The organism is Streptomyces sp. NPDC014623 (assembly GCF_043088245.1).
Taxonomy (GTDB): domain Bacteria; phylum Actinomycetota; class Actinomycetes; order Streptomycetales; family Streptomycetaceae; genus Streptomyces.
On record NZ_JBIBZU010000018.1, the window covers coordinates 103,144 to 127,248 of the forward strand.

Here is a 24,105-nt window from a genome sequence, read left to right on the forward strand (position 1 = left end):
CGACCGGCAGGCCGTTGTCCATCTTCTGGGCCGTCAGGCCCGGGTGCTCTCTTCGCTCACCAGCGTGCCGATCTTCTCACCCTTGACCGCGCGGGCGATATTGCCCTCCGCGGTCAGCTCGAAGACGAGGATCGGGAGCTGGTTGTCACGGCAGAGCGTGATGGCGGTGGCGTCGGCGACCTTGAGATCGCGGGCGATCACCTCGCCGTACTCCAGCGCGTCGAACTTCACCGCGTCGGGGTTGGTCTTCGGGTCGGAGTCGTAGACCCCGTCCACGCCGTTCTTCCCCATCAGCAGCGCCTCGGCGTCGATCTCCAGGGCGCGCTGGGCCGCGGTCGTGTCGGTGGAGAAGTACGGCATTCCCATGCCGGCACCGAAGATCACGACGCGTCCCTTCTCCAGGTGCCGTACGGCACGGAGCGGGATGTACGGCTCCGCGACCTGACCCATGGTGATGGCGGTCTGGACGCGTGAGTCGATGCCTTCCTTCTCCAGGAAGTCCTGCAGCGCCAGGCAGTTCATGACCGTGCCGAGCATGCCCATGTAGTCGGACCGCGCCCGGTCCATGCCGCGTTGCTGGAGCTCGGCGCCACGGAAGAAGTTACCGCCGCCGATGACGACCGCGATCTCCGCGCCGTCACGAACGACCGCGGCGATCTCGCGGGCGATGGTGTGCACGACATCGGGGTCGACACCGAGCCCTCCGCCACCCGCGAAGGCCTCACCGGACAGCTTCAGCATGAAGCGCCCGGAAATCGTGCCGTCGTCGCGCTTGTGATCACCCTGTGTGGCGTCCGCGCCCTTGTTCATGGAGATTCTCCTCGTGCACATACGAAGAAGGCCATTGCCGGTGGGGCTGTGTCCCTCAGCGGCAATGGCCTCCTCGTCAGATCTGCGGTCGTCCGGCTGAGTGCGGCCGACGACTGCACCAGACCCTATCGGGGTCCACCGTTGTTCGCGGACGGACTCAGATGCCGACCTTGATGCGCGTGAAGCGCTTCAGGGTGACACCGGCCTCGTCCAGGACCTTCTGGACGGACTTCTTGTTGTCCAGCGCGTAGGGCTGGCCGAGGAGCGTGGCCTCCTTGAAGAAGCCGTTGACGCGACCCTCGACGATCTTCGGGAGCGCGGCTTCGGGCTTGCCCTCGGCGCGCGTGGTCTCCTCGGCGACGCGGCGCTCGGCCTCGACGACCTCGGCCGGGACGTCCTCGCGGGAGAGGTACTTCGGCGCGAAGGCGGCGATGTGCTGGGCAATGCCCTTCGCCAGCTCGGCGTCGGCCTTGTCGAGCTCGACCAGTACACCGATCTGCGGCGGCAGGTCGGGCATGGTGCGGTGCATGTAGACGGAGACGTAGTCGCCGGTGAACTGCGCGAAGCGGTCCAGGACGATCTTCTCGCCGAGGTTGGCGTTGGCCTCGTCCACGTACGCCTGAACGGTCTTGCCGGGCTCGATCTCGGAGGCGAGGAGCGCCTCGATGTCAGCCGGGGAGGTCGCGGCGACGTGGGCGGCGAGCGTGTTGGCGACGGCCTGGAACTTGTCACCCTTGGCGACGAAGTCCGTCTCGCACTTCAGCTCGAGCAGGACGCCGGACGTCTTGTCCTCGGAGACGACGGAGACGACGGCACCGTTCTCGGCAGAACGGCCCTCGCGCTTGGCGACGCCCTTCTGGCCCTTGATACGGAGCGCCTCGACGGCGCCGTCGACGTTGCCGTCGGCCTCGTCGAGCGCCTTCTTGCAGTCCATCATGCCGGCGCCGGTGAGCTCGCGGAGCTTCTTGACGTCAGCGGCGGTGTAGTTCGCCATGAGTCTGTTTCTCTCTCGAAGTCTGAAAGATCTACGGGTCAACGGCGGGGGCGGTGCGATGCACCGGCCCCCGCCGTCATTCAGCCGTGACTGACGGGTGTCAGGCCTGCTCGTCCGTGGCCGGAGCCTCGGCGGCGGGCGCCTCGGCGGGGGCCTCGGCCTGCTCGGCAGCCTGCTCGTCGGCGGCGGCGGCCGGCTCGGCGTCGGCGGCCTTCTCGGTCTCGGCGGAGGACTGGGCCTCTGCGTCGTCCTTCTTCTCGCCCGTGAGCAGGTCGCGCTCCCACTCGGCGAGGGGTTCGCCGGCGGCCTTCTCGCCCGGCTTCGAGTCACCGGTCGCGGCACCGGAGCGGGCGATGAGGCCCTCGGCGACGGCGTCGGCGATCACGCGGGTGAGCAGGGTGACGGAGCGGATCGCGTCGTCGTTGCCCGGAATCTTGTAGTCGACCTCGTCGGGGTCGCAGTTGGTGTCGAGGATCGCGACGACCGGGATGTGGAGCTTGCGCGCCTCACCGACGGCGATGTGCTCCTTCTTGGTGTCGACGATCCAGACGGCGCTGGGCACCTTCTGCATCTCGCGGATACCACCGAGGGTCTTCTCCAGCTTGGCCTTCTCGCGGGAGAGGACCAGGAGCTCCTTCTTGGTGAGGCCGGAGGCGGCCACGTCCTCGAAGTCGATGAGCTCGAGCTCCTTCAGACGCTGAAGGCGCTTGTAGACGGTGGAGAAGTTGGTGAGCATGCCACCGAGCCAACGCTGGTTGACGTACGGCATGCCGACGCGCGTCGCCTGCTCGGCGATGGCCTCCTGGGCCTGCTTCTTCGTACCCACGAACATGATGGAGCCGCCGTGGGCGACGGTCTCCTTGACGAACTCGTAGGCGCGGTCGATGTACGACAGCGACTGGAGCAGGTCGATGATGTAGATGCCGTTGCGCTCGGTGAAGATGAAGCGCTTCATCTTCGGGTTCCAGCGACGGGTCTGGTGACCGAAGTGGACGCCGCTCTCCAGCAGCTCCCGCATCGTGACGACGGCCATGGCCGTACTCCTTGAGGTACTCGGTTGTCGCGACCGCAGGATTGCTGTCGCGCCTGACGCCCCGACGCGCCGTGCCACAAGGGACCGAGGAGCGCGGCCACCGTCCGCAGAGAGGGAGGTGGCGGGGCGTGCGAAGTCGACCCGGTGACCCGGATCGCCAGAAGAAGTGTACGGGACCCGCCGGGTGCCGGGTGACGGCGATGTCCACAACCGCTCGGCCGTCCACAGATCCGGGCCATGATCCCCGCGGGACGCCGCCCCCGGGAGATCGTTGCCGTCATGTTCCGCTCACCTGGAAGAACCGTCGGCCCGCCCCGTGCCGCCCCGTCGGTGCGAGGCACACCGCCTGCCCCTCCGGCCACGCCGGCGGCAGCCCTCCTCCTCGCGCTGCCGGCCACGACGCTGGCCGCACTGCTCGTGGTCCTGCTGGGACCGTTCACCGCCAGGGCCGCGGCGGGCGCGCCGCCCGGCGGTGACCGCGCCTGGCCGCTCGCGGGCCGGCCCCTGGTCGTACGGGGCTGGGAGCCGCCCGCCGGCCCTTACGGGCCGGGCCATCGCGGAGCGGACCTCGCCGCTCCGCCGGGCACCCCGGTGCGGGCGGCCGCCTCGGGCCGGGTCGCCTTCGCGGGTCCGGTGGCGGGGCGCGGAGTGGTCTCCGTGGACGTGGCCGGGAGCGGGGAGCCGCCGCTCCGCTTCACGTACGAGCCGGTGCGGGCCCAGGTCACCGAGGGCGACGAGGTGGTGGCGGGGCAGGTGGTGGGGACCGTCGGGCCGGAGACGTCCCACTGCGCGTCCGGCTGTCTCCACTGGGGCCTGCGGCGCGGAGACGTCTATCTGGACCCGCTGTCGCTGCTCCCTCCGTCACTGCTCCGACGGGGTCCTTCCCGGCTGCTGCCGGTGTTCGGTGTGCCGCTCCCCGGGGCGGACCGGAGGCCTGCTCAGCCTCGCACTCCGCGCAGAACCATGGCCACGGCCGTGTCCGCCACGGTGTCCGGCTCCTCCGCCGCGCCCAGCTCGATCCTGCGCACCGCGGCGTCCACGGAACCCTGCAACAGCATGGCGGCGAGCCTCGGCTCGGTGTGGCCCAGGTCGGCGAGTGCCTCGACGATCATGGCGATCAGGCCGCCGTGCGCGGCGCGGATCTTCTCCCGGGCGCCCGCGTCGAGCTCACTCGCGGAGATCGCCACGACCGCGCGATGCCGCCGGTCACCGACCAGGTCCAGCTGCCGGCGGACATAGGCTTCGATCTTCTCCTCGGGTGTCCCGGCCCGTTCCATCGCGTTCTCGACCTCGGCGGCCCAGACCGGGAAGTCGACGGCGCAGAGCTCCTCGACGACGGCCGCGCGGGAGCGGAAGTACTCGTAGACGGAGGACCTGGCGAGGCCGGTGCGCTCGGCGAGAGCGGGGAAGGTCAGCGCCTCCGTACCACCCTCGGACAGCAGGGAGCGCGCGGCGTCCAGGAGGGCGCCGCGCTGCATGGTCCGGTGCTCGGCCACGGAGGCCGCTCGAATCCTGGGCACCTCCCCACTCTACGGCGGCATCTGTTCGAAGGGGGGTGTACGCCCGCGTCCGGCCGGCCGGAGCCGCCTCGGCTCAGCGTCCCGCGTCGGCCAGTTTCGCCCGGAGCTGCAGCACCGATTTGGTGTGGATCTGGCTGACCCTGCTCTCGGTGACACCGAGGACGTTTCCGATCTCGGCGAGGGTGAGACCTTCGTAGTAGTAGAGCGTGACGACGGTCTTCTCCCGCTCGGGGAGTGTGTTGATGGCGCGGGCGAGCAGCCGTCTGAGCTCGCGGTCCTCGGCGACCTCGACCGGATTGTCGGCCGCGGTGTCCTCCAGCGTGTCCATCAGGCTCAGCCGGTCGCCGCCTTCGCCGCCCACGTGCAGCAACTCCTCCAGCGCCACCACGTTGGCGAGCGACAACTGGCTGAAAACGGCGTGCAGTTCCTCCAGGGCGATACCCATCTCCGCGGCGACCTCGGACTCCGACGGCGTACGCCGCAACCGCGCCTCCAGCGTGGCGTAGGCGCGCTCGACCTTGCGCGCCTTCTGCCGCACGGAGCGGGGAATCCAGTCCAGCGCCCGGAGCTCGTCGATCATCGCCCCGCGGATCCTGGTGATCGCGTACGTCTCGAACTTGATGGCCCGCTCGATGTCGAACTTCTCGATGGCGTCGATCAGCCCGAAGACGCCGGACGAGACGAAGTCCGCCTGCTCCACATTGGACGGCAGCCCCACACTGACCCGGCCGGCGACGTACTTCACCAGCGGTGAGTAGTGCAGGATCAGCTGCTCCCGCAGCCTCTCGTCGCCCGTGGTCTTGTACGAACGCCACAACTCGTCGAGCGAGGAGGGGGCGGGAGGGCGCACAGTGCCACGCGCAGCCGGTGGTACTGCCGCGCGGTCAGACCCGGAGGTGTGCTGGGGCATGTGGTGCCTTGAGCCGTTCTGCTGTGAAGTGCTGGGACGTGTCTGCGGGGCGGATTCCTTGTGAGCGTAGCGTGACCGAGGTGTCGCGGTGAGCGAAGGGCGAGGGAACCGCGCTGTGCGATGGCGTTCCGGATCTCCGTCTTTTCCCCGCCGCCCGACAGGGCCCGACGGCATGGACCGTCACCGCTCGCACCGTTCCCGGAGGCCCGACCTGGTACTGCCGAGGCCATCGGCATCACCTTTTCACCCGAATGCTCCGGGTCAAGTACCGCCTCGCCGCGCGTCCCCTTCTCGTGTCCGTCCCTGCGTCAACCTCCATCCGCCGCCCTCCCGTTCGACGAACCCCAGTGAGTGCAGTTCGTACAACCGCCCGAGCGCTTCGTCCGTTGACGCCCCGGCGCTCCGGGCCACGTCACGCCCGTCCATGCTGCCCTTCCGGGGCAGCGCGTCCAGCACCCGTGCGGAGGCGGCGTCGAGGCTGTCCCTGGGCAGGACCGGGCCGCTCCTGACCGGAGCGAGTTCGCCGATCTCCCCCACCAGCTCGGAGATCTCGGCGGCATCGGTGACCAGGACGCCCTCACCGCGGAGGAGTTCGTGGACCCCGGCTGAGAGACCGCTGGTGGCGGGGCCCGGCACTCCCATCGTGAAGCGGCCCAGCCGCTGTGCGTTCCTCGCGGTGACAAGTGAGCCGCTGCGGTACTCGGCCTCCACCACCACGGTGCCTCTCGTGAGTGCCGCGATCACCCTGTTCCGCAGGATGAATCTGCTGCGCGTCGGATGGTCCGAGGGCGGCAGCTCACCCATGACCATGCCCTGTTCCACGATGCGGCCGATCAGCTCGGAGTGTCCTCGGGGATATGCCACGTCCACCCCGCAGGCCAGGACCGCCATGGTCGCCCCGCCTGCGGCCAGTGCCCCGCGATGGGCGGCGCCGTCCACCCCGAACGCCGCACCGGAGACCACGACCCAGCCCCGCTCGGCCAGCCCCGCGGCGAGCGTCGTCGCCATGTGCGCCCCGTAGGGCGTACAGGCCCGGGCGCCGACCAGGGCGACGGAGCGCAGCGCCCACAGACGCAGATCGGGCCGGCCGCGCACCCAGAGCCCGATGGGCCGCGCGTCACCCAGATCGTCGAGCTGGCTCGGCCACTCCCGGTCGCCCGGGCAGACGAACCGCCCGCCGATACCGGCCACGTCCGCCAGGTCCCTCCCGGGATCGGCGCTCGAGACCCGTAGCCGGTAACCGGCGAGCCGGGCGGCCGTCATCCCCTTGAGTGTCTGCGCCGACCCGTCCGTGCCGCCGAGACGCCGCATCAGCTCCACCGGCCCGATCTCGCGGATCCAGCGGCCTCCGCGCTCGTCCCCCGGTTCGAACACGCGGGTCAGGGCGGCACGCGCCAACCGCTCCTGCCCGCTGTGGTCCGGTGGCGCGTTCACAGGGCACCCGCCTGTACCGGGACCCCCCGCGGGATGCCCGTCCGCAGCTCCAGGGCCACCGCGATGTCCGAGGCGTCAGGGCGGTCGGCGGCCCTCAGGTCCGCCACGGTCCATGCCACACGCAGGACCCGGTCGAGGCCGCGGGCGGTGAGGATGCCCCGCTCCATGTCGCGCTCGGCCGCCATCAGGGCGCCGGGCGCCGTGACCAGCCTGGTCCGCAGCTCGTGCCCGGGCACTTCGCTGTTGGTGGTCCATGGGGTGCCCACGAGCCGCGCCGCCGCGCGCTCCCTGGCCTCCCGTACGCGGATGGCCACCTCGGCCGAGGACTCCCCGCGGCCACCGCTCCCCATCAGGTCCGCCCGCCCGACCGGCTCGACCTCGACGCGTAGGTCCACCCGGTCCAGCAGTGGGCCCGACAGCCGCGCCTGATAGCGGCGCACGGCGGACGGCGGGCATTCGCACCCCGCACCGGCCAGGGTGTGCCTCCCGCACGGGCAGGGATTCGCGGCCAGGATCATCAGGAAGCGGGCGGGCAACCGGACCACCCCGGCCGCGCGGGCGACCACCACGTGCCCGGACTCCAGGGGCTGGCGCAGTGCGTCGAGGGCCCGCCCCGAGAATTCGGGGGCCTCGTCGAGGAAGAGGACGCCCCGGTGCGCCAGGGACACCGCTCCCGGCCTCGGCAGACCGTTTCCCCCACCCACGAGTGACTGCATCGTCGCCGAGTGGTGCGGAGCGCAGTACGGCGCCCTGCTGATCAGAGGTTCGCCCGGCGGGAGGATGCCGGCGACCGAGTGCACCGCCGTCACCTCGAGGGATTCCCGCCGGGACAACGGCGGCAGGATCGCCGTGAGCCGCTCGGCCAGCATGGTCTTCCCCGCCCCGGGCGGACCGGAGAGCAGCAGATGGTGCCCCCCTGCCGCGGCCACCTCCAGCGCCTTGCGTGCACGGTCCTGGCCCGCGACATCGGCCAGATCTGGCCGGTGCGCCGTGCCGTCGGCCGACAGCGGAGCCAGCCCCGCGCCGAGGCCGGCTCCGGGCACCATCAGTCCCGCGAGCATCGTGTCGGGACGGCCCCGGTCGGCGGCCGGCTCCTCGGGCACGGGCTCGTCGCCGAGGACGGCGATCAGCTGGCGCAGGCTCCGTACACCGAGGACCGAGACGCCCGGCACGAGGGCGGCCTCCCCAGCCGTCTGCTCCGGGACGACGACATGCCGGTAACCCGCCTCCGCCGCCGCGAGCACCGCGGGCAGCACCCCGCGCACCGGGCGCACCCTGCCGTCGAGTCCGAGCTCCCCGATCATCACCACATCGGCGATGGCGGCAGGGTCGATCCGCTCGGCCGCGCCGAGCACCGCACACGCGACAGCGAGATCGAAACCCGAGCCGCCCTTGGGTACGGAGGCGGGGGACAGGCCCACCGTGAGTTTCTTCTGTGGCCACTCGGCCCCCGAGTTGACGACCGCGGCCCTGACCCGGTCCCGGCTCTCCACCAGGCTCTTGTCCGGCAGGCCGACCAGCGTGAAGGCCGCCACACCTGGCTCCAGATCGGCCTGGACCTCCACCACCACACCCTCGACACCGACCAGAGCCACCGAACACGCCCGCGCGAACCCCATCAGGCCACACCCCGGACATGCTCGGCCACCGGGGCGCCGCGCCGGGGCAGGATCACGCCGATCAGATCGATCCGGACCCCGCCCGGCGGTGGCCCGCCGTGCCGGTCGAGCCAGATCTCGGCGAGCCTGCGCAGCCGGTCGGCCTTGGCCGGTGTGACGGCCTCCATCGGGTGTTCGAAACAGCTCGCTCTGCGGGACTTCACCTCGCAGACGACCACCGCGTCGCCGTCCCGGGCGACGATGTCGATCTCACCTGCGCGACACCGCCAGTTGCGGTCCAGCACGGTCATACCGGCGTCCGCCAGCAGCCGTGCCGCCAGATCCTCGCCGTACCGCCCGAGTGCCCCCCGTGCGTTCATGTCGGCACCACCTCCGGCCCCGACTGTGACGCCCCCCGCCCGACCTGTTGGATCTTGGTGGACAACTCGGCCGTTGTGGATATCCCGGCCACCCGGACGAGTGAACCGGGCGGCGCCGGCGGCACGCCCGGGATCAGCCGCCCGGGAGTTCGAGATCGCTCTTGTTGAGCTCCTCGATGTTCACGTCCTTGAAGGTCAACACCCGAACCTGCTTGACGAACCGGGCGGGCCTGTACATGTCCCAGACCCATGCATCCGCCATGGATACCTCGAAAAAGACCTCACCCTGGACCGAGTGCACCTGCATCTCGTAATCGTTGGTGAGGTAGAAGCGCCGCTCGGTCTCGATCACATATTTGAACAGACCGACGACATCGCGGTACTCCCGGTAGAGCTTCAGCTCCATCTCGGTCTCGTACTTCTCGAGGTCCTCGGCACTCATGGCATGTTCCCCTTCAGCCGTGCGTCCCCCTATTGTGCGTCAGCCCCGCACACCCCTGGCCGATTAGACGATTTCGGGGGCGAGAACCAGCGGAACACTCGGGGGACCCTCGTCGAGCAGCGTGCGCAGCAGCCCTGCGAGCCTGGTCGGGTACACCGTCTCACGCGTGGCGAGAAGTTCGGCGGAAGTCCACCACCTCAGACCGGCGACGCTGCGCAGCTCCAGCTCGGTGAGCCCCTTCCGGTCGGTCGCGGTCTGCGACGTACGGGCCAGGAAGTACCACTCGTCCTGGTCCCAGCGCCGGCCGTCGAACGGGAAGGAGCAGGTCCTCGTCCACAGCAGCGGCCCGAGGGAGACATCCGTGATGCCGGTCTCCTCGGCGAGCTCCCGCAGGGCGGCCTCCTCCCGGGTCTCCTCGCCCTCCAGGCCGCCGCCCGGGGTGAACCACCAGCTCTCGGCCGGGTCCTCGGGCTCGAAACCGTGCAGCAGCAGAATCCGGTCGTCCGGGTCCAGGAGCACCACACGAGCGACCTTGCGCGCCTCAGTACGCATCGGCGGACGCCTTCGGCCCCTTGGTCCTCCGGGCGGAGCGGGTCGCGAGCGGACCGTAGGCGGCTCCGCCCAGGATGAGCACGGCACCCGCCACGAGGGCGCCGGCCTGCAGCCGCAGCGGCCCGTCGGACGACACACCACCGGGCAGGGCGGCAAAGGCCTCGGGACGGCCGATCATGCCGTTCATGGGCCATACCACGGCGTCCACCCGCGCCTGGACGGCACCGCGCTGCACTGAGCCCTGTCCCGGATCCTCCAGGTGCACACGGGAGTCCAGCGAGGTGTTCCGCTCGTCCCCGAGGAGGAAGAGCTGGCCCTCGGGCACCTCGGCCGTGAAGTTCCGGGGTGAGGCCGGAGTCCCGGCAGCCGACGCGGGCGACGAGGCGCCCCTGTCCCGCAGATACGGTTCCTCGACGGCCTCGCCGTTGACGGTGAGCCGGCCGCCCTTGTCGCAGCACGCGACCTTGTCGCCCCCCACCCCGACGACACGCTTCACCATGGGGACGGCTCCCCAGGCCGAGTCCGTGAAGACGACGACGTCTCCACGCCGCACATCGCCGCCGTCCACCCGCTCCGCGAGCACCCGGTCGCCGGCGTTCACCGTCGGTGACATCGAGTCGGTCGGCACGGTGTACGGCTTGTAGACCACCGCTCCCCAGGCGAATCCGCCGAGGAAGAGCACACAGCCGACGGCCACGGCCAGGTTCGACAACACGTTGCCGAGCCGGCCGTGGCCGTCATGACGTCCTGATCCACTCATCCCAGCGCTCCCCATCGGAGATCGACAATCGCTGATCCGAGTCGGCACCCTACCCGGCGGTACGCCCGCGGGTCAGCCTGCGGCGTCGCCAGAACACGAGGGGCAGCGCGCCTGCTGCACCCAGCACTCCGGGAACCGCCGCAGCGGCAGCCGCGTTCAGCCCGGGCTGGTCGAAGGTGCTCGGCACCGGGAGGGTCGCCCAGCGGTTGACCGGCCAGGCCACGACGACGGCCCGCCCGACCACCTCGTCCGTGGACACCGTGCCCTGACCGGGCAGCTCCTGGTGATAACGGGAGTCCAGCGAATTCTGCCGGTGATCACCCATGACCCAGATCCGGCCCTCGGGCACATGGATCGGCCCGAAGGGCTCGTCGTCACAGGCACTGTTGCCCGCGAAGATGAACGACTTGTCGTCCAGTGCCTTGCCGTTGACCGTCACCGGCCCGTTCTTCTTGCACTCGACCGTGTCGCCGCCGACTGCGATGACCCTCTTGATCAGGTCCTTCTCCTCGGCCGACGGCATCAGCCCGATGAAGCTCAGGAACTTCTGCACCGCGTTGGGCTCGGGCGCCGCGGTGTCCTCCAGCCAGCCGCCCGGGTCGTGGAAGACCACGACCTCCCCGCGTTCCGGCTCCGAACCGAACCACGGCGTCAGCTTGTCGACCAGCACCCGGTCGCCCCGCTGCAAGGTGTTCTGCATGGAGTCCGAGGGAATCGAGAACGCCTGCACCAGGAATGTCTTGATCAGCAGCGCGAGAACGAGTGCGATGCCGATGAGGAGCGGCAGCTCCTTCCAGAACGAACGGGGCTTCTTCACCGCCGTACTGCCACCGTCCGGGGAGTCGCCGTCACTCCCCGCCTCCACCGGGACCCCGCTGTTCGAAGGCCGGTCCTCGGGTTCGTCGTGTCCGGATCGTGCGCCGACCGCCAAATCCCCCACATCCACTCCTCACTCCGTGCCACCGCCCGCGCCCGATTCGGCGCAGGCCCACCACTCCCATAACGAGCGGGAGTTCCGCAGGGGTCGGGAGCAGGATCATTCCGTTGTGATCCTGGGAGGACACACTATTCGACGGGGCCGCCCCGGCCGTCGTTCCGGCGCTCCCGCCGGGGACGGAGGCGTACGTTCCGGGCTCCTCCAGCCTGCGCCAGTGCCCGAGCGGCCAGGCGATCACCACGGCCCGCCCCACGACCTCGTCCTCCGACACCGTGCCCTTGCCCGGTTTGTCGAGGTGGAACCGCGAGTCCGCGGAATTCGACCGGTGATCACCCAGCACGAAGATGCGGTCCCGGGGGACCCGTACCTCGAATTCGAGGGTGGAGGGCACATCTCCGGGATTCAGATACGGCTCGTCGAGCGCCACACCGTTGACCGTGATCCTGCCGTCGGTACCGCAGCACTTCACGGTGTCACCCCCGACGGCCACCACGCGCTTGATCAGGTCCTGCTCGTCCTCGGAGGGCAGCAGCCCGATGAAGGTCAGCAGCTCCTTCACCTGTTTCACGCCGGCAGGCGGATCCTCGGTGGTGGTGTTCTCCTGCTGCAGCCAGCCGCCCGGGTCCTTGAAGACGACGACGTCGCCACGCTGCGGTTCGGAACCGAACCAGGGGGTCAGCTTGTCCACCAGCACCCGGTCACCGATGCGGATGGTCTGCTCCATCGACCCGGAGGGGATCACGAAGGCCTGGACGAGGAAGGTCTTGAGCACCAGGGCGATCAACAGCGCGACGAGGACGAGAAGCGGTATCTCCTTGAGCGCGGACCGGCGCCTGCGGCGCTTCACCTTACGGGCGAGTCTGCGGCGCTCCGCCCGTGTGGGCAGTGAGCGGCCCGTGGCCGGCCTCGAGCCGGTGGGCGGCGGGCCCGTGTCCGGTGCTTCCCTCCTGCGCCCCCGGTTACCCATGGGCCCCGTCCGCCGGCCGTATGCCGGCGAAGGCGTCGGTGCCCTTTAGGGAGCCGAGCCTGCCGAGCGGCCAGCCGAGCCAGTCGACCCGCCCGATCACCCGCTCGACGGGCACCATTCCGCCCCCGGGCGCCCCCAGGTGGTCCCGGGAGTCCCGCGACCTGCTGCGGTGATCGCCCATCACCCACAGCCTGCCGTCGGGCACCACGATGTCGAAAGCGGCGTCGGACGGACGGTCGCCCGGGTGCAGATACTCCTCGTCCAGAGGAGCACCGTTCACCTCGACCCTCCCCCGCTTGTCGCAACAGACCACACGGTCGCCACCCACGCCCACCACCCGCTTCACGAAGTCGGACCCGGCGGGTTCGGCCAGACCGAGCGACGCGGCCGCCCCGCGCAGCAGCGCGCCGACGGCGTTCTCCCCGGACGCCGTCTCCGGTACGAAGGATCCGGTGCCGTCGAAGACCACCACGTCGCCGCGTCTCGGCTCCGAGCCGAAACGGTACGCCAGTTTGTTGACGAGGACCCGGTCCCCGACCCGCAATGTGGGTTGCATCGAGCCACTGGGGATGAGGAAGGGCTGCACCACGAAAGCGCTGAGGAGCAGCAGAGCGACCGTGCACAGCATGCCGAGGAAGACGGTCCGCCTCCAGGAGACAGAGGCTGCCGACCGGTCCGGGACATGCGTGGAGCGCGACCCCTCCCCCTCCCCGTCTGCGGGGCCGGAGGAAAGATCGCGCTCCATGTGCTGTGCTTCCGTGTCCATCGGGGCCGAATCCTATCGGGCCGTCCTGTGGACGCCGGAGGTGAATCAGCGGTCGCGCTTCTCCTTGATCTTCGCGGCCTTGCCGCGGAGCTCACGGAGGAAGTACAGCTTGGCGCGACGGACGTCACCGCGGGTGACGAGCTCGATCTTCTCGAAGATCGGGCTGTGCACCGGGAAGGTGCGCTCGACGCCGACGCTGAAGGAGACCTTGCGGACCGTGAAGGTCTCGCTGATGCCCGCGCCCTGGCGGCGGATGACAACGCCCTTGAACTGCTGGATACGGGAGCGGTTGCCCTCGATCACGCGCACGTGGACGTTGACGGTGTCGCCGGGGCGGAACGCCGGGAGGTCGGTACGGAGCGAGGCGGCGTTGACGCCATCGAGCAGGGAAGTCATGTTGTCTGCTTTCTTCGCCGATGCCACAGGTCATCGACGGGAGAGAGTGAAGTCCGGATGCTGTTCACATCGGACGGGCGTCTGTCCCCCTGTGGCAGGGGCGCACGCCGGACGTACAGCGGGCCTATTCTTCCACGGCCTCGGGCCTGCGCCAAAATCGCCCGTCGGGCCCCGGGGACCAGCCGAGGATGGAGAGCATCTCGCGGTCCTTCTTGTCGAAGCCGGACGCCTCGCAACGCTCGATGAGGTCAGGTCTGTTGAGAGCGGTACGGCGGAAGGCCTCGTCCCGTCGCCAGCGTGCGATCCGGCCGTGGTGACCGCTGAGCAGCACCTCGGGGATGCCACGCCCACGCCACTCGGGGGGCTTCGTGTAGACCGGACCCTCGAGCAGGTGGGCCATGGCGCCGGGCGCGAAGGAGTCGTCACGGTGCGACTCGGCGTTGCCGAGCACTCCGGGCAGCAGCCGGGCCACGGCCTCGGTGATCACCAGGACGGCGGCTTCCCCGCCCGCCAGGACGTAGTCCCCGATGGACACCTCGATGACCGGCATCCGGGTCGCGTACTCCTCCGTCACCCGCCGGTCGATGCCCTCGTAGCGGGCAGGGGTGAAGACCAGCCACGGCCGTTCCGAGAGCTCGACGGCCAGCTCCTGGGTGAAGGGCCTGCCGCTGGGCGTGGGCACCACGAGCACCGGGGAGTGCGCCCCGGCCTCGTAACCGCCGGCCAGCGCGTCGTCCAGCGCCTCGCCCCAGGGTTCGGTCTTCATGACCATGCCGGGACCACCGCCGTAGGGCGTGTCGTCCACCGTGTTGTGCCGGTCGTAGGTCCAGTCCCGCAGGTCGTGGACGTGTACGTCGAGGCGCCCCCGGGCGCGCGCCTTGCCGACGAGCGAGACGTTCAGGGGTTCCAGGTATTCGGGGAAGATCGTGACGACATCGAGCCGCATCACGCGTCACTCTTCCCTTCACGCCCGTCGCCCCCGGCGGCGTCCGCCTCCGCGTCACGTGTGGAGGCGATCACGGCCTCGCTCTCGTCGATCAGACCCGGCGGCGGGACGATGACGGCCCGCTGCTCCTCCAGGTCGATCTCGGTGACGATCTCCTCGACGAACGGGATCATCACTTCGCTGCCGTCCGGCCGTTCCACGATGAACAGGTCCTGGGACGGCAGATGGGTGATCTCGGTGATCCGGCCGATCTCCGTGCCGTCGGCGAGGACGACATCGAGGTCCATCAGCTGGTGGTCGTAGAACTCCTCGGGGTCCTCGGGCAGTTCGGCCGGGTCCACCTCGGCGATCAGCAGCGTGTTGCGCAGTGCTTCCGCGGCCGTACGGTCACCCACGCCCTCGAACCGCAGCAGGAGCCTGCCGCTGTGCACCCGGCCGGCCTCGATCGTCAGCGGCCCGGTGTGGGCGGGCTCCGTGGCGAGCACGGCCCCGGGCCCGAGCCGGAGCTCGGGCTCATCGGTGCGCACCTCGACGGTGACCTCGCCCTTGATGCCGTGGGCGCGACCGATCCGCGCAACTACCAACTGCACGCTACTTCTCCCGCTGGTCTATCGGACCGTCCGGCACATGGGGGCGGCGGTCATGTACGGACGACAAAGGCCGGGGACGGCTCGAAAGCCCTCCCCGGCCCCGGCCGGTGTTCAACTCTTTCAGCGAACCTGGTCCACATCGACGAGGTCGACACGGATTCCACGCCCGCCGATGGCACCCACGACGGTACGCAGGGCGCGCGCGGTGCGACCGTTACGGCCGATCACCTTACCGAGGTCTTCCGGGTGGACCCGGACCTCGAGCACGCGTCCACGGCGCAGGTCACGCGAGGCGACCTGCACATCGTCGGGGTTGTCGACGATGCCCTTCACGAGGTGCTCAAGAGCCTCCTCGAGCATGCTCAGGCCTCGGTCGACTCGGTGGACGCAGCAGCGTCAGCAGCCTCGTCCGCCTTCTTGTCCGACTTCTTGGCCTTCTGGGTGATGGCCTCACCCTTGGCCTCGTCGCCGTCCGTGGCCAGAGCCTCGAACAGGGCGCGCTTGTCAGCCTTGGGCTCCGGCTGCAGCAGCGGCGCGGGGGCCGGGAGACCCTTGTGGGCCTGCCAGTCACCGGTGAGCTTCAGGATCGCGAGGACCGGCTCGGTCGGCTGGGCGCCGACGGACAGCCAGTACTGCGCGCGCTCCGAGTTGACCTCGATGCGGGAGGGGTTCTGCACCGGGTGGTACAGGCCGATCTCCTCGATGGCCCGGCCGTCACGGCGGGTACGGGAGTCGGCGACGACGATGCGGTAGTGAGGCGAACGGATCTTGCCCAGACGCTTCAGCTTGATCTTGACTGCCACGGAAGTGGTGTCTCCTGGTCTCTGACGTGGTTGGGCACAAAAGATGCCACGTGGGGTTGCGGTACTCGGGTGCCCGATGGACGCGTCAGCCGGAGGAGAGAGGGGTCCTGTGCGACTGTCGAGTACAGCTAGCCATTGTGCCACACCGCATGGGGTCACCCCACCGCGACCGCCGCTTCCGGGATGCGGAAGGGCTTGCCGCAGCCGCCGCAGACGATCGGAGCCTGGGCGAGGACCGAGGGAACGACGCGGACGTTGCGTCCGCAGTCGCAGACGGCCTTGACCCGCACTCCTCCCCCGGACGAGCCGTGCCGCGCGGCGGGACCACGGAACGAGCGCTTGGTGTCCGCCGCGGTGGCGACGGTGTGCGCCTTGAGCGCGCGCTGCAGCCGTTCCGTGGTCGGGCGGTATCTGCGTTTGGCCTCGGGATTCAGTGTCACCAGCGAGAATCCGCTGCTGGGATGGGGTTCCTCGGCATGATCGAGGCCCAGCTCCTCGGCGATCGCGAGGAAGCGCCGGTTGTGGTAACGGCCGGCGCGGGAGGTGTCCCGGACACCTCTCGCGGCGGCGATGCCGTGGACTGCCTCATGGAGCAGCCGTTCGAAGGAGAGTTCGGCGCCACAGGCGGACGAGGACTCTCCGATCAGGGACTCTGGCGCGGCAAGATCAGGCAGCTCGGGGTGGTACCGCTGAATGTCGGCCCACGCCTGTGCCAGCTCTGCGGCAAGTACAGGTGGTGTCGTGCTCACGTCGTGACAACGAGCCTGGGCGCTCCGGTGTTCCTATTCCGGGGCATCCCAAATAATTTGCACGTACCAGTCAGTTGCCCTTGATGCGTCCGGACGAGGGCGGGTACGCAGATCAGCGGAGAAGCCTCACAGCTCACACCAAGGTGGTACGTAGTCATGCGTACGCCCTGACGTGGACGGACGCCGCGCGGGCGACATTACCCGCCACGGAGAGGCGGCCCCGCACCGGTCGAGGCCCGGCGCGGGGGCGCTCGACGTGCTGCGCCCCCGCGTGTCGGGTAACACTGTGAGGTAGCGAGCAGCAGGCGTGCTGTTCCCGGCGGCCGCACCTGCCACACGGCGTCCGGGGGCGCACGACCGGGGCACGCAAGCATTGCCGTCCCACCCCGTCCGACCCCTGGACGGGACCGCCGATGCGGAGTTCTCTGACACACGGGGGCTGTGGGCGCACACCCAGCACATGGACATGGGGGACCTCACTCGGGCACGACCGACCTCACGGCGGATTGGGGCGCATTCCATGACACCTACGCTCGTCCGGCACCACAGGTACACGGATTCGTCCGCTCCGGTGGACGCCGGTACCCGCGCCCGTGACTGGGCCGAGATCCAGGAGCGCATGCTGGCACCGCTCTACGAGGCGGTGTACGAGCGCCTCGAAGTGGGGACCGCCACGCGGATGCTCTCCCTCGGCTGCGGTTCCGGGCTCGCGCTGCTGATCGCGGCCTCACGCGGGGCGCGCGTCACCGGCGTCGACACCGACCGCGAACGGCTCGCCCTGGCCCGCGAGCGGCTCGCCCCCGATCCGGGTCAGGATGCGGGTCCGGGCCGTACGGGCCCGCGGGCGAGGCTCGCCGACCGGGTCCCGGCAACCGCTCCGGACGGTGAGGCGCCGTACAACCTGCTGACCGCCTTCCAGCCGATCGGCTGCGCGGCCGGAGACTCCGAGGGGCTCGCGCCCGCGCTGGCCTCCGCCGTGCCGCTGGCCGTGCGGGGGGCGACGGTGGTGCTGACCGGATGGGGGCCGCCGGAGCGGTGCGCCACGGCTCCCGTACTGCGGGTGGCCGCCCGGCTCACCGAGTCGGCGCGCGCTCCGCGCTCCGGCAGCGGCTGGCGGCCGACGCTGCGCGACGACCTGGAGGAGGTAGCGGCACGGGCCGGACTCAAGCCGGACGGCTCGGGCCGGGTCTCCTGCCCGTTCGGTTACGCCGACGTGGACAGCGCGGTACGCGGCCTGCTGTCGACCGGGCTGTTCGACACGGCGATCCGGGCGACGGACCGCACCCAGGTGGAGAAGGAGGTCGCGGAGGCTCTGCATCCGCATCTGCGGCCCGACGGCACGGTGTGGATGCCGAACGTCTTCCGCTACCTGGTGTGCGTGACGTGAGCGCGAAGGGGCGCCCCGCCGGGCGGGGCGCCCCTTCGCACGTGTTCCTGACCGTCAGCCCATGAACTTCTTGAACTCGTCCGGCAGTTCGAAGTTCTTGTCCTCCTGGGCGGGCAGGTTGAACGCGCCGCCCTGCGCCGCCTGCTCCCGCCGGGCCGCTGCGGCCTGTTCCTCGGCCTTGCGCTTCATCGGGTTGCCGCTCTTGCGCTTGCCCTTGGCCTGCTTGACCTGCTTCTTCTGACGGCCGGCGCCGCCACCCATGCCGGGCATCCCGGGCATGCCCGGCATACCGCCGCCCTGGGCCATCTTCGACATCATCTTGCGGGCCTCGAAGAACCGCTCCACGAGGTTCTTCACGGCGGAGACCTCGACACCGGAACCCTTGGCGATACGGGCCCGGCGCGAGCCGTTGATGATCGTCGGCTCGGCGCGTTCCTTCGGGGTCATCGACTTGATGATGGCGGCCGTACGGTCGACGTCACGCTCGTCGATGTTGTTGATCTGGTCCTTGATCTGCCCCATGCCGGGCAGCATCCCGAGCAGCTTGGAGATGGAGCCCATCTTCCTGACCTGCTCCATCTGCGCCAGGAAGTCGTCGAGCGTGAAGTCCTTGCCCTTGCTCGACGCCAGCTTGGAGGCCATTTTGGCGGCCTCTTCCTGGCTGAAGGTCTTCTCCGCCTGCTCGATCAGGGTGAGCAGGTCACCCATGTCGAGGATGCGTGACGCCATGCGGTCGGGGTGGAAGGCGTCGAAGTCCTCGAGCTTCTCGCCGTTCGACGCGAACATGATCTGCTTGCCCGTGACGTGGGCGATCGACAGGGCGGCACCACCGCGGGCGTCACCGTCGAGCTTGGAGAGCACCACGCCGTCGAATCCGACGCCGTCGCGGAAGGCCTCGGCGGTGTTGACCGCGTCCTGACCGATCATCGCGTCGACGACGAAGAGGATCTCGTCGGGGCTCACGGCGTCGCGGATGTCCGCGGCCTGCCGCATCAGCTCCTCGTCGATGCCGAGACGGCCGGCGGTGTCGACGATGACGATGTCGTGAACCTTGGACCTGGCGAACTCGATGGAGTCCTCGGCGACCTTGACCGGGTCGCCCACACCGTTGCCCGGCTCCGGCGCGTAGACCGCGACACCGGCGCGGTCGGCGACGACACTCAGCTGGTTGACGGCGTTGGGGCGCTGGAGGTCGCAGGCGACGAGCAGCGGGGAGTGGCCCTGGGCCTTCAGCCAGAGGCCGAGCTTCCCGGCGAGGGTCGTCTTACCGGCACCCTGCAGACCCGCGAGCATGATCACGGTGGGCGGGTTCTTGGCGAACCTGAGCCGCCTGGTCTCGCCGCCGAGGATGCCGACGAGCTCCTCGTTGACGATCTTGACGACCTGCTGGGCGGGGTTCAGCGCCTGGGAGACCTCGGCGCCGCGCGCCCGCTCCTTGATGTTGGCGATGAACGCGCGGACGACGGGAAGGGCGACATCGGCCTCGAGCAGGGCGATACGGATCTCGCGAGCCGTGGCGTCGATGTCCGCCTCGGACAAGCGGCCCTTGCCCCTGAGGTTTTTGAAAGTCGCGCTAAGGCGGTCGGAGAGAGTATCGAACACGGCGCTCGTCGGTCCTCAGGGTCGGGGGCGTGGCAGGTCAGTCGTCCTCCAGGGTATCCGGACCCCGGAGGACGCGAAGCCCTCGCCCGTTTCTCGTGACGAACGGGGTCCGGGCAGGGGGTCAGCCCAGCTCCTTCTGGACCTCCCCGGCCACCTCCGCGGCCCGTTGCGGGGACAGCGGTTCACCGTCAGGGTCCGTGACGTAGAAGGCGTCCACGGCGTTGGCCCCGAGCGTGGAGACATGGGCGCTGCGCACCCTCACCGCGCTCTGCTCCAGTGCCCGGCCGATCCGGTGCAGCAGCCCCGGGGCGTCCTGGGCGCGGACCTCGATCACCGTGGCCAGGCGGGAGCCCGCCGCCGCGACGGTCACCCTGGGAGGCGGGGCCTTCACTCCGCGCCGCCGTGGATAGGCGGCCTCGCGTTCGGCGAGCCTGGCCCGGATGTCCAGGGAGCCGTCGAGGGCTCGTACGAGATCGGCCCGCAGCCGGGCGGCCTGCGGAAGCGAACCGTACTCGGCCGCGACCCGCCAGCTGAGCACCAGCAGGCCGGCCGGTCCGCCCAGCTCGGTGGGGAGTTCGACGGCGCGCAGGTCGGCGGCGCGCACGGTGAGGCGGTGCAGGGCGAGCACCCCGGCCGCCGCGGGCAGGACACCCGGGCGGTCGGGCAGCGCGATGAGGAGTTCGACGCCGACGGGTTCGGGCTCTCCGCCCTCGGAGGCCGGTTCGGGCCGGGTGTGGAGGGACAGGACGGGTTCGCCGGTGCGCAGCGCCTCGACGGCGAGGCGTTCCTGCTCGGCGCTGGGCGCGAGCGGTTCAGGTACGGGGGGTTCCTCGCCTGCCAGCAGCGCGGCGACGCGCTGCACGAGGTCGGTGACGAGGGACGCGCGCCAGGAGCTCCAGGCGGCGGGGCCGGTGGCCAGTGCGTCGGCCTCGGTGAGCGCGTGCAGGAGTTCCAGCGTGGAGGCGCTGCCCACGGCCGTGGCGACGGAGCGGACGGTCGCGGGATCGTCGAGGTCGCGCCGGGTGGCGGTCTCGACGAGCAGCAGGTGGTGGCGTACGAGCGTGGCGACGACTGCCACGTCCTGCTTGTCGAAGCCGATGCGGGCGGCCATGTCACGGGCGATGACCTCCCCCGCGACGGAGTGGTCCCCGGGCCACCCCTTGCCGATGTCGTGGAGCAGGGCGGCGATCAGGAGGAGGTCGGGGCGGCCGACCCGGCGGGTGAGGTGGGAGGCGCGGACAGCTGTCTCGACGAGATGGCGGTCGACGGTCCAGGTGTGGACGGGATTGCGCTGCGGGCGGCAGTGGACCCGCTCCCAGTCGGGCAGCAGACGGGTGACGATGCCTTCCGCTTCGAGGGCTTCCCAGACGCCTACGGTGGCCTCGCCCGCGCCGAGCAGAGTGATGAGTTCCTCGCGGGCCTGGGCGGGCCACGGTACGGGCAGCGGCTGGGCCGCAGTGCTCAGGTGGCGTACGAGGTGGCGGGACAGCGGGAGTCCTGCCTCGGCTGCCGCGGCGGCGGCCCGGAGGGCGAGGCCGGGGTCGCGTTCGGGCCGCGCGGTGCGCGCGAGGACCACTTCGCCGTCGGCCTCGACGACGCCTTCGGCGAGCGGAGTGCGTTCCGGTGCGGCCTTGGCCCCGCCGCCGAGGATCGTCCGCAGCCGGGGCCTGCCGGAGCGGGAACGCAGCACTCGGTTGACCTCGCGCCAGGTGACGTCGGTGGCGTACGAGACGGTCCGGGCGGCCTCGTAGACCTGGCGCAGCAAGGCGTCGGCGTCGAGGAGGCCGAGGGCGCCGGCGACCTGGTCCTGTTCCTGCAGGGCCAGGCGGTCGGTGGCCCTGCCGGTGGTGAGGTGCAGTGCGTCGCGTGCGTCGAGGAGCGTGCGCCGGGCCTGTGCGAGCCCTTCGCGGGGGGCGTCCGCGACCCAGGAGGCCGCGACGGCACGCAGGGCGGTGGCGTCGCGGAGGCCTCCGCGTGCTTCCTTGAGGTCCGGTTCCAGGAGGAACTGGAGCTCGCCCATGCGTTCGGCCCGCTCGCGGCAGAGCTCGTCGAGGGCGGGGAGGCGTGTGGGGGCCTGGTTGCGCCAGTCGGCGAGGATCGCGGTCCGCAGCCCGGCGACGAGGCCGAGGTCTCCGGCGACGGGGCGCGCGTCGAGCAGGCCGAGCTGGACCTTGAGGTCCTCCCCCGCGGTCCTGCGTGCCTCACCGGGGGTGCGTACGGAGTGGTCGAGGGCGAGGCCGAGGTCCCAGACGGGGTACCAGATCCGGTCGGCGAGGGTGGCGACGGCCCCGGTGTCCGCAGTCCCGTCGTGCAGGAGCAGGAGATCCAGGTCGCTGCGCGGGGAGAGCTCGCCGCGGCCGTACCCGCCGACAGCGACGAGTGCGGCACCGCGGACGCCCGCGTCCTCCGCGGCCGCGGAGAACAGCCCGTCGAGCCAGCCGTCGGTGAGCCGGGCCAGCGCGGCACGGCGCGGCGGCCCGGAATGCGCCTCCTCCTGGAGGAGGCGCAGCCGGGCCGCCGCATAGCCGCTGGGTCCCGAGTCCTCGGATTCGGTGGTCACTTCGGTGCTCGTCACCCAGTTGCCTTTCCGTTCACAGGGACCGCCGGTCAGAGTGCGTCCGGGCCGCGTTCGCCGGTCCGGACGCGGATCGCGGTTTCGACGGGGACGCTCCAGACCTTGCCGTCACCGATCTTGCCGGTCCGGGCGGCCTTGACGACCACGTCGACGAGCTGTTCGGCGTCCTCGTCCTCGACCAGCACCTCGATACGGATCTTCGGGACGAGGTCGACCGTGTACTCGGCACCACGGTAGACCTCGGTGTGCCCGCGCTGACGCCCGTAACCGCTGGCTTCCGTGACGGTGAGCCCCTGGACGCCGAAGGCATGGAGGGCCTCCTTGATCTCGTCCAGCCTGTGCGGTTTCACGACCGCGGTGATGAGCTTCATGCGTCCACCTTCTTGTTCGTCGGGGCTGTCGTGGTTCCGGGCGCCGGGGGCGTGGTGCGCGGGGCGGAGCCTCCGCCGGCACCGCTGAAGTCGTACGCCGTCTCCGCGTGCTCGACCTGGTCGATGCCGGAGATCTCGTCGTCCTCACCGACCCGCATCCCGATCGTCCTGTCGAGGATGAACGCGAGGGCGGCGGAGACCACCAGAGAGTAGGCGAGGACCGCGAAGACACCGACGGCCTGCTTGCCGAGCTGGCCGAGTCCACCGCCGTAGAAGAGGCCGGCCGCGTCGGACTGCACACCGCCGGTGGCGAAGAAGCCGACGAGGAGCGAACCGAGGACGCCACCGACGAGGTGGACGCCGACGACGTCGAGGGAGTCGTCGTAGCCGAACCTGTACTTGAGGCCGACGGCCATGGCGCACAGGACGCCGGCGATGACGCCGATCGCGATGGCGCCGAGCGGGCTGACCGCACCGCCCGCGGGGGTGATGGCGACGAGGCCCGCGACCGCGCCGGACGCGGCACCCAGGGTGGTGAAGGAGCCGTGACGGATCTTCTCGTAGGCGAGCCAGCCGAGGACCGCCGCGCCGGTGGCGACCTGCGTGTTGACGAACATGACGGCACCGACACCGTCGTCGTTCCCGAGCCATGAACCGGCGTTGAAACCGAACCAGCCGAACCACAGGAGCGCCGCGCCGAGCATGACGAGCGGCAGGCTGTGCGGCCGCATCGGGTCCTTCTTGAAGCCGACGCGCTTTCCGATGACGAGGATCACGCCGAAGGCCGCAGCACCGGCGTTGATGTGGACGGCTGTCCCGCCCGCGAAGTCGATGACGCCCATCTCGAAGAGCCAGCCGCCGGCGCCCCAGACCCAGTGCGCGACCGGGAAGTAGACCACGGTGACCCACAGGGCGATGAACAGGGCCCAGGAGGTGAACTTGACGCGGTCGGCGAGGGCGCCGCTGATCAGGGCCGGGGTGAGGACGGCGAACATCATCTGGAAGACGGCGAAGACGTACACCGGGATGGTGTAGCCGTCCCAGAGCTCGGTGACGCCGATCCCGCTGAGGCCGACGAAGTCCGAGCTCCAGCCGATGACGGAGCCGATGTCGGTGCCGAAGGCGAGGCTGAATCCGTAGAGCACCCACAGGACCGTGACGATCCCGAGGCTGATGAAGCTCATCATCAGCATGTTCAGGGTGCTCTTGACGCGGACCATGCCTCCGTAGAAGAAGGCCAGGGCCGGGGTCATGAGCATCACCAGCGCGGAGCAGATGAGCATGAACCCGGTGTTGGCGGCAGACAGCTCGGGAGCGTCTGCGGCAAGCGTCGTGATGCCTGGGGGCATCGGCGTCTCCTCGTCGTCGGTGCGGCCACGTGCGGGGGTGCGGGACCACGGTGAAAAGGTGCGGGCCGGTTATGCGCCATGACATTCGCGCAGCGCGGTTTCCACGAATGCCGCACGGTGTTTCACCGCGGTGACGAAGGAACCGCGTGTGTTACGTACCGGTGAACCAGGGGCGTCGGACCCGGTGCGCTGCCTACCATGCCGGCCGCACCGCATACGGTGCGGCCGGAAGAC

Annotated in this window: 25 protein-coding genes and 1 pseudogene; 2 read left to right on the top strand and 24 right to left on the bottom strand. The window is 70.3% G+C overall.

Annotated elements, in window-relative coordinates:
• Positions 1-33: 33 nt before the first annotated feature.
• The 3 genes from pyrH to rpsB all read right to left on the bottom strand — a co-directional run bounded on the left by pyrH (position 34) and on the right by rpsB (position 2,837).
• Positions 34-810, bottom strand: coding sequence for a UMP kinase (gene pyrH, locus ACF1FZ_RS26400; RefSeq protein WP_325747235.1), 777 nt, complete (start codon positions 808-810; stop codon positions 34-36).
• 157 nt (positions 811-967) lie between these two features.
• Positions 968-1,804: a translation elongation factor Ts gene (gene tsf, locus ACF1FZ_RS26405; RefSeq protein ID WP_391775890.1), complete on the bottom strand. Its 837-nt coding sequence runs from the start codon at positions 1,802-1,804 to the stop codon at positions 968-970.
• Positions 1,805-1,904: 100 nt separating this feature from the next.
• Complete coding sequence (rpsB, locus tag ACF1FZ_RS26410) at positions 1,905-2,837, bottom strand: 30S ribosomal protein S2 (RefSeq protein WP_391775891.1); 933 nt, start codon at positions 2,835-2,837, stop codon at positions 1,905-1,907.
• Between the two features lie 279 nt (positions 2,838-3,116).
• On the opposite strand from rpsB, the pseudogene ACF1FZ_RS26415 reads away from it, so the two are divergent.
• Positions 3,117-3,620: pseudogene (locus ACF1FZ_RS26415) on the top strand (murein hydrolase activator EnvC family protein); the annotation flags it as partial.
• A 155-nt stretch (positions 3,621-3,775) separates the two neighbouring features.
• Here ACF1FZ_RS26415 and ACF1FZ_RS26420 read toward each other — a convergent pair.
• From ACF1FZ_RS26420 to ACF1FZ_RS26500, 17 genes are all read right to left on the bottom strand, one after another.
• Positions 3,776-4,333, bottom strand: coding sequence for a TetR/AcrR family transcriptional regulator (locus ACF1FZ_RS26420; protein ID WP_391775943.1), 558 nt, complete (start codon positions 4,331-4,333; stop codon positions 3,776-3,778).
• A 97-nt stretch (positions 4,334-4,430) separates the two neighbouring features.
• On the bottom strand, positions 4,431-5,267 hold the full coding sequence (whiG, locus tag ACF1FZ_RS26425) for an RNA polymerase sigma factor WhiG (protein ID WP_391775892.1): 837 nt from the start codon (positions 5,265-5,267) through the stop codon (positions 4,431-4,433).
• 261 nt (positions 5,268-5,528) lie between these two features.
• Positions 5,529-6,701 carry a DNA-processing protein DprA gene (gene dprA / locus ACF1FZ_RS26430; protein ID WP_391775893.1) on the bottom strand — a complete coding sequence of 391 codons (1,173 nt, stop codon included), beginning with the start codon at positions 6,699-6,701 and terminating at the stop codon, positions 5,529-5,531.
• On the bottom strand, positions 6,698-8,320 hold the full coding sequence (locus tag ACF1FZ_RS26435; RefSeq protein ID WP_391775894.1) for a YifB family Mg chelatase-like AAA ATPase: 1,623 nt from the start codon (positions 8,318-8,320) through the stop codon (positions 6,698-6,700). The genes dprA and ACF1FZ_RS26435 overlap by 4 nt, the downstream gene beginning before the upstream one ends.
• Entirely contained in the window at positions 8,320-8,679 is a 360-nt protein-coding gene (locus tag ACF1FZ_RS26440) for a YraN family protein (protein ID WP_391775895.1), read from the bottom strand. The genes ACF1FZ_RS26435 and ACF1FZ_RS26440 overlap by 1 nt, the downstream gene beginning before the upstream one ends.
• Before the next feature lie 133 nt (positions 8,680-8,812).
• Positions 8,813-9,121 carry a DUF2469 domain-containing protein gene (locus ACF1FZ_RS26445; RefSeq protein WP_003965949.1) on the bottom strand — a complete coding sequence of 103 codons (309 nt, stop codon included), beginning with the start codon at positions 9,119-9,121 and terminating at the stop codon, positions 8,813-8,815.
• Between the two features lie 63 nt (positions 9,122-9,184).
• Positions 9,185-9,673, bottom strand: a complete 489-nt coding sequence (locus ACF1FZ_RS26450) for an NUDIX hydrolase (RefSeq protein WP_391775896.1) — start codon at positions 9,671-9,673, stop codon at positions 9,185-9,187.
• Positions 9,663-10,433 (bottom strand): signal peptidase I, encoded by a 771-nt coding sequence (gene lepB / locus ACF1FZ_RS26455; protein ID WP_391775897.1) that lies wholly within the window; start codon positions 10,431-10,433, stop codon positions 9,663-9,665. The genes ACF1FZ_RS26450 and lepB (ACF1FZ_RS26455) overlap by 11 nt, the downstream gene beginning before the upstream one ends.
• A 49-nt stretch (positions 10,434-10,482) precedes the next feature.
• Positions 10,483-11,364, bottom strand: a complete 882-nt coding sequence (lepB, locus tag ACF1FZ_RS26460; protein WP_391775944.1) for a signal peptidase I — start codon at positions 11,362-11,364, stop codon at positions 10,483-10,485.
• The gene (gene lepB / locus ACF1FZ_RS26465) at positions 11,282-12,337 is read right to left on the bottom strand and encodes a signal peptidase I (protein WP_391775898.1); all 1,056 of its coding nucleotides are present in this window, start codon (positions 12,335-12,337) and stop codon (positions 11,282-11,284) included. Before lepB (ACF1FZ_RS26465) ends, lepB (ACF1FZ_RS26460) begins: the two co-directional genes overlap by 83 nt.
• Complete coding sequence (lepB, locus tag ACF1FZ_RS26470; protein WP_391775899.1) at positions 12,330-13,103, bottom strand: signal peptidase I; 774 nt, start codon at positions 13,101-13,103, stop codon at positions 12,330-12,332. Before lepB (ACF1FZ_RS26470) ends, lepB (ACF1FZ_RS26465) begins: the two co-directional genes overlap by 8 nt.
• A gap of 45 nt (positions 13,104-13,148) precedes the next feature.
• Positions 13,149-13,499 (bottom strand): 50S ribosomal protein L19, encoded by a 351-nt coding sequence (rplS, locus tag ACF1FZ_RS26475; RefSeq protein WP_391775900.1) that lies wholly within the window; start codon positions 13,497-13,499, stop codon positions 13,149-13,151.
• Positions 13,500-13,623: 124 nt separating this feature from the next.
• A complete protein-coding gene (gene trmD / locus ACF1FZ_RS26480; protein ID WP_391775945.1) occupies positions 13,624-14,445 on the bottom strand; it encodes a tRNA (guanosine(37)-N1)-methyltransferase TrmD in 822 nt (273 codons plus the stop codon).
• A complete protein-coding gene (rimM, locus tag ACF1FZ_RS26485; RefSeq protein ID WP_391775901.1) occupies positions 14,445-15,035 on the bottom strand; it encodes a ribosome maturation factor RimM in 591 nt (196 codons plus the stop codon). The genes trmD and rimM overlap by 1 nt, the downstream gene beginning before the upstream one ends.
• Positions 15,036-15,155: 120 nt before the next feature.
• Positions 15,156-15,395, bottom strand: coding sequence for an RNA-binding protein (locus ACF1FZ_RS26490; RefSeq protein ID WP_014048589.1), 240 nt, complete (start codon positions 15,393-15,395; stop codon positions 15,156-15,158).
• 2 nt (positions 15,396-15,397) lie between these two features.
• Complete coding sequence (gene rpsP, locus ACF1FZ_RS26495) at positions 15,398-15,838, bottom strand: 30S ribosomal protein S16 (RefSeq protein ID WP_099177594.1); 441 nt, start codon at positions 15,836-15,838, stop codon at positions 15,398-15,400.
• A gap of 155 nt (positions 15,839-15,993) precedes the next feature.
• Positions 15,994-16,587: a hypothetical protein gene (locus ACF1FZ_RS26500; RefSeq protein ID WP_003965961.1), complete on the bottom strand. Its 594-nt coding sequence runs from the start codon at positions 16,585-16,587 to the stop codon at positions 15,994-15,996.
• 520 nt (positions 16,588-17,107) lie between these two features.
• Here ACF1FZ_RS26500 and ACF1FZ_RS26505 point away from each other — a divergent pair.
• Complete coding sequence (locus ACF1FZ_RS26505; protein ID WP_391775902.1) at positions 17,108-17,974, top strand: SAM-dependent methyltransferase; 867 nt, start codon at positions 17,108-17,110, stop codon at positions 17,972-17,974.
• Between the two features lie 54 nt (positions 17,975-18,028).
• On the opposite strand, the gene ffh is transcribed toward ACF1FZ_RS26505, so the two are convergent.
• The 4 genes from ffh to ACF1FZ_RS26525 all read right to left on the bottom strand — a co-directional run bounded on the left by ffh (position 18,029) and on the right by ACF1FZ_RS26525 (position 23,871).
• A complete protein-coding gene (gene ffh, locus ACF1FZ_RS26510; RefSeq protein ID WP_391775903.1) occupies positions 18,029-19,576 on the bottom strand; it encodes a signal recognition particle protein in 1,548 nt (515 codons plus the stop codon).
• A 121-nt stretch (positions 19,577-19,697) separates the two neighbouring features.
• Positions 19,698-22,151 carry a [protein-PII] uridylyltransferase gene (locus tag ACF1FZ_RS26515; protein WP_391775904.1) on the bottom strand — a complete coding sequence of 818 codons (2,454 nt, stop codon included), beginning with the start codon at positions 22,149-22,151 and terminating at the stop codon, positions 19,698-19,700.
• Between the two features lie 32 nt (positions 22,152-22,183).
• Positions 22,184-22,522: a P-II family nitrogen regulator gene (locus ACF1FZ_RS26520; protein ID WP_391775905.1), complete on the bottom strand. Its 339-nt coding sequence runs from the start codon at positions 22,520-22,522 to the stop codon at positions 22,184-22,186.
• On the bottom strand, positions 22,519-23,871 hold the full coding sequence (locus ACF1FZ_RS26525) for an ammonium transporter (protein WP_391775906.1): 1,353 nt from the start codon (positions 23,869-23,871) through the stop codon (positions 22,519-22,521). The genes ACF1FZ_RS26520 and ACF1FZ_RS26525 overlap by 4 nt, the downstream gene beginning before the upstream one ends.
• Positions 23,872-24,105: the final 234 nt, after the last annotated feature.

Bases quoted from the DNA above. Each gene is read 5' to 3' on its own strand.
- lepB (WP_391775898.1), bottom strand. From the start codon at position 12,337: ATGGGTAACCGGGGGCGCAGGAGGGAAGCACCGGACACGGGCCCGCCG.
- ACF1FZ_RS26445 (WP_003965949.1), bottom strand. From the start codon at position 9,121: ATGAGTGCCGAGGACCTCGAGAAGTACGAGACCGAGATGGAGCTGAAG.
- ACF1FZ_RS26435 (WP_391775894.1), bottom strand. From the start codon at position 8,320: ATGGGGTTCGCGCGGGCGTGTTCGGTGGCTCTGGTCGGTGTCGAGGGT.
- ACF1FZ_RS26505 (WP_391775902.1), top strand. From the start codon at position 17,108: ATGACACCTACGCTCGTCCGGCACCACAGGTACACGGATTCGTCCGCT.
- ACF1FZ_RS26440 (WP_391775895.1), bottom strand. From the start codon at position 8,679: ATGAACGCACGGGGGGCACTCGGGCGGTACGGCGAGGATCTGGCGGCA.
- tsf (WP_391775890.1), bottom strand. From the start codon at position 1,804: ATGGCGAACTACACCGCCGCTGACGTCAAGAAGCTCCGCGAGCTCACC.
- trmD (WP_391775945.1), bottom strand. From the start codon at position 14,445: ATGCGGCTCGATGTCGTCACGATCTTCCCCGAATACCTGGAACCCCTG.
- lepB (WP_391775897.1), bottom strand. From the start codon at position 10,433: ATGAGTGGATCAGGACGTCATGACGGCCACGGCCGGCTCGGCAACGTG.
- ACF1FZ_RS26525 (WP_391775906.1), bottom strand. From the start codon at position 23,871: ATGCCCCCAGGCATCACGACGCTTGCCGCAGACGCTCCCGAGCTGTCT.
- lepB (WP_391775899.1), bottom strand. From the start codon at position 13,103: ATGGACACGGAAGCACAGCACATGGAGCGCGATCTTTCCTCCGGCCCC.
- rpsB (WP_391775891.1), bottom strand. From the start codon at position 2,837: ATGGCCGTCGTCACGATGCGGGAGCTGCTGGAGAGCGGCGTCCACTTC.
- ACF1FZ_RS26490 (WP_014048589.1), bottom strand. From the start codon at position 15,395: ATGCTCGAGGAGGCTCTTGAGCACCTCGTGAAGGGCATCGTCGACAAC.
- whiG (WP_391775892.1), bottom strand. From the start codon at position 5,267: ATGCCCCAGCACACCTCCGGGTCTGACCGCGCGGCAGTACCACCGGCT.
- pyrH (WP_325747235.1), bottom strand. From the start codon at position 810: ATGAACAAGGGCGCGGACGCCACACAGGGTGATCACAAGCGCGACGAC.
- ACF1FZ_RS26520 (WP_391775905.1), bottom strand. From the start codon at position 22,522: ATGAAGCTCATCACCGCGGTCGTGAAACCGCACAGGCTGGACGAGATC.
- ACF1FZ_RS26450 (WP_391775896.1), bottom strand. From the start codon at position 9,673: ATGCGTACTGAGGCGCGCAAGGTCGCTCGTGTGGTGCTCCTGGACCCG.
- rplS (WP_391775900.1), bottom strand. From the start codon at position 13,499: ATGACTTCCCTGCTCGATGGCGTCAACGCCGCCTCGCTCCGTACCGAC.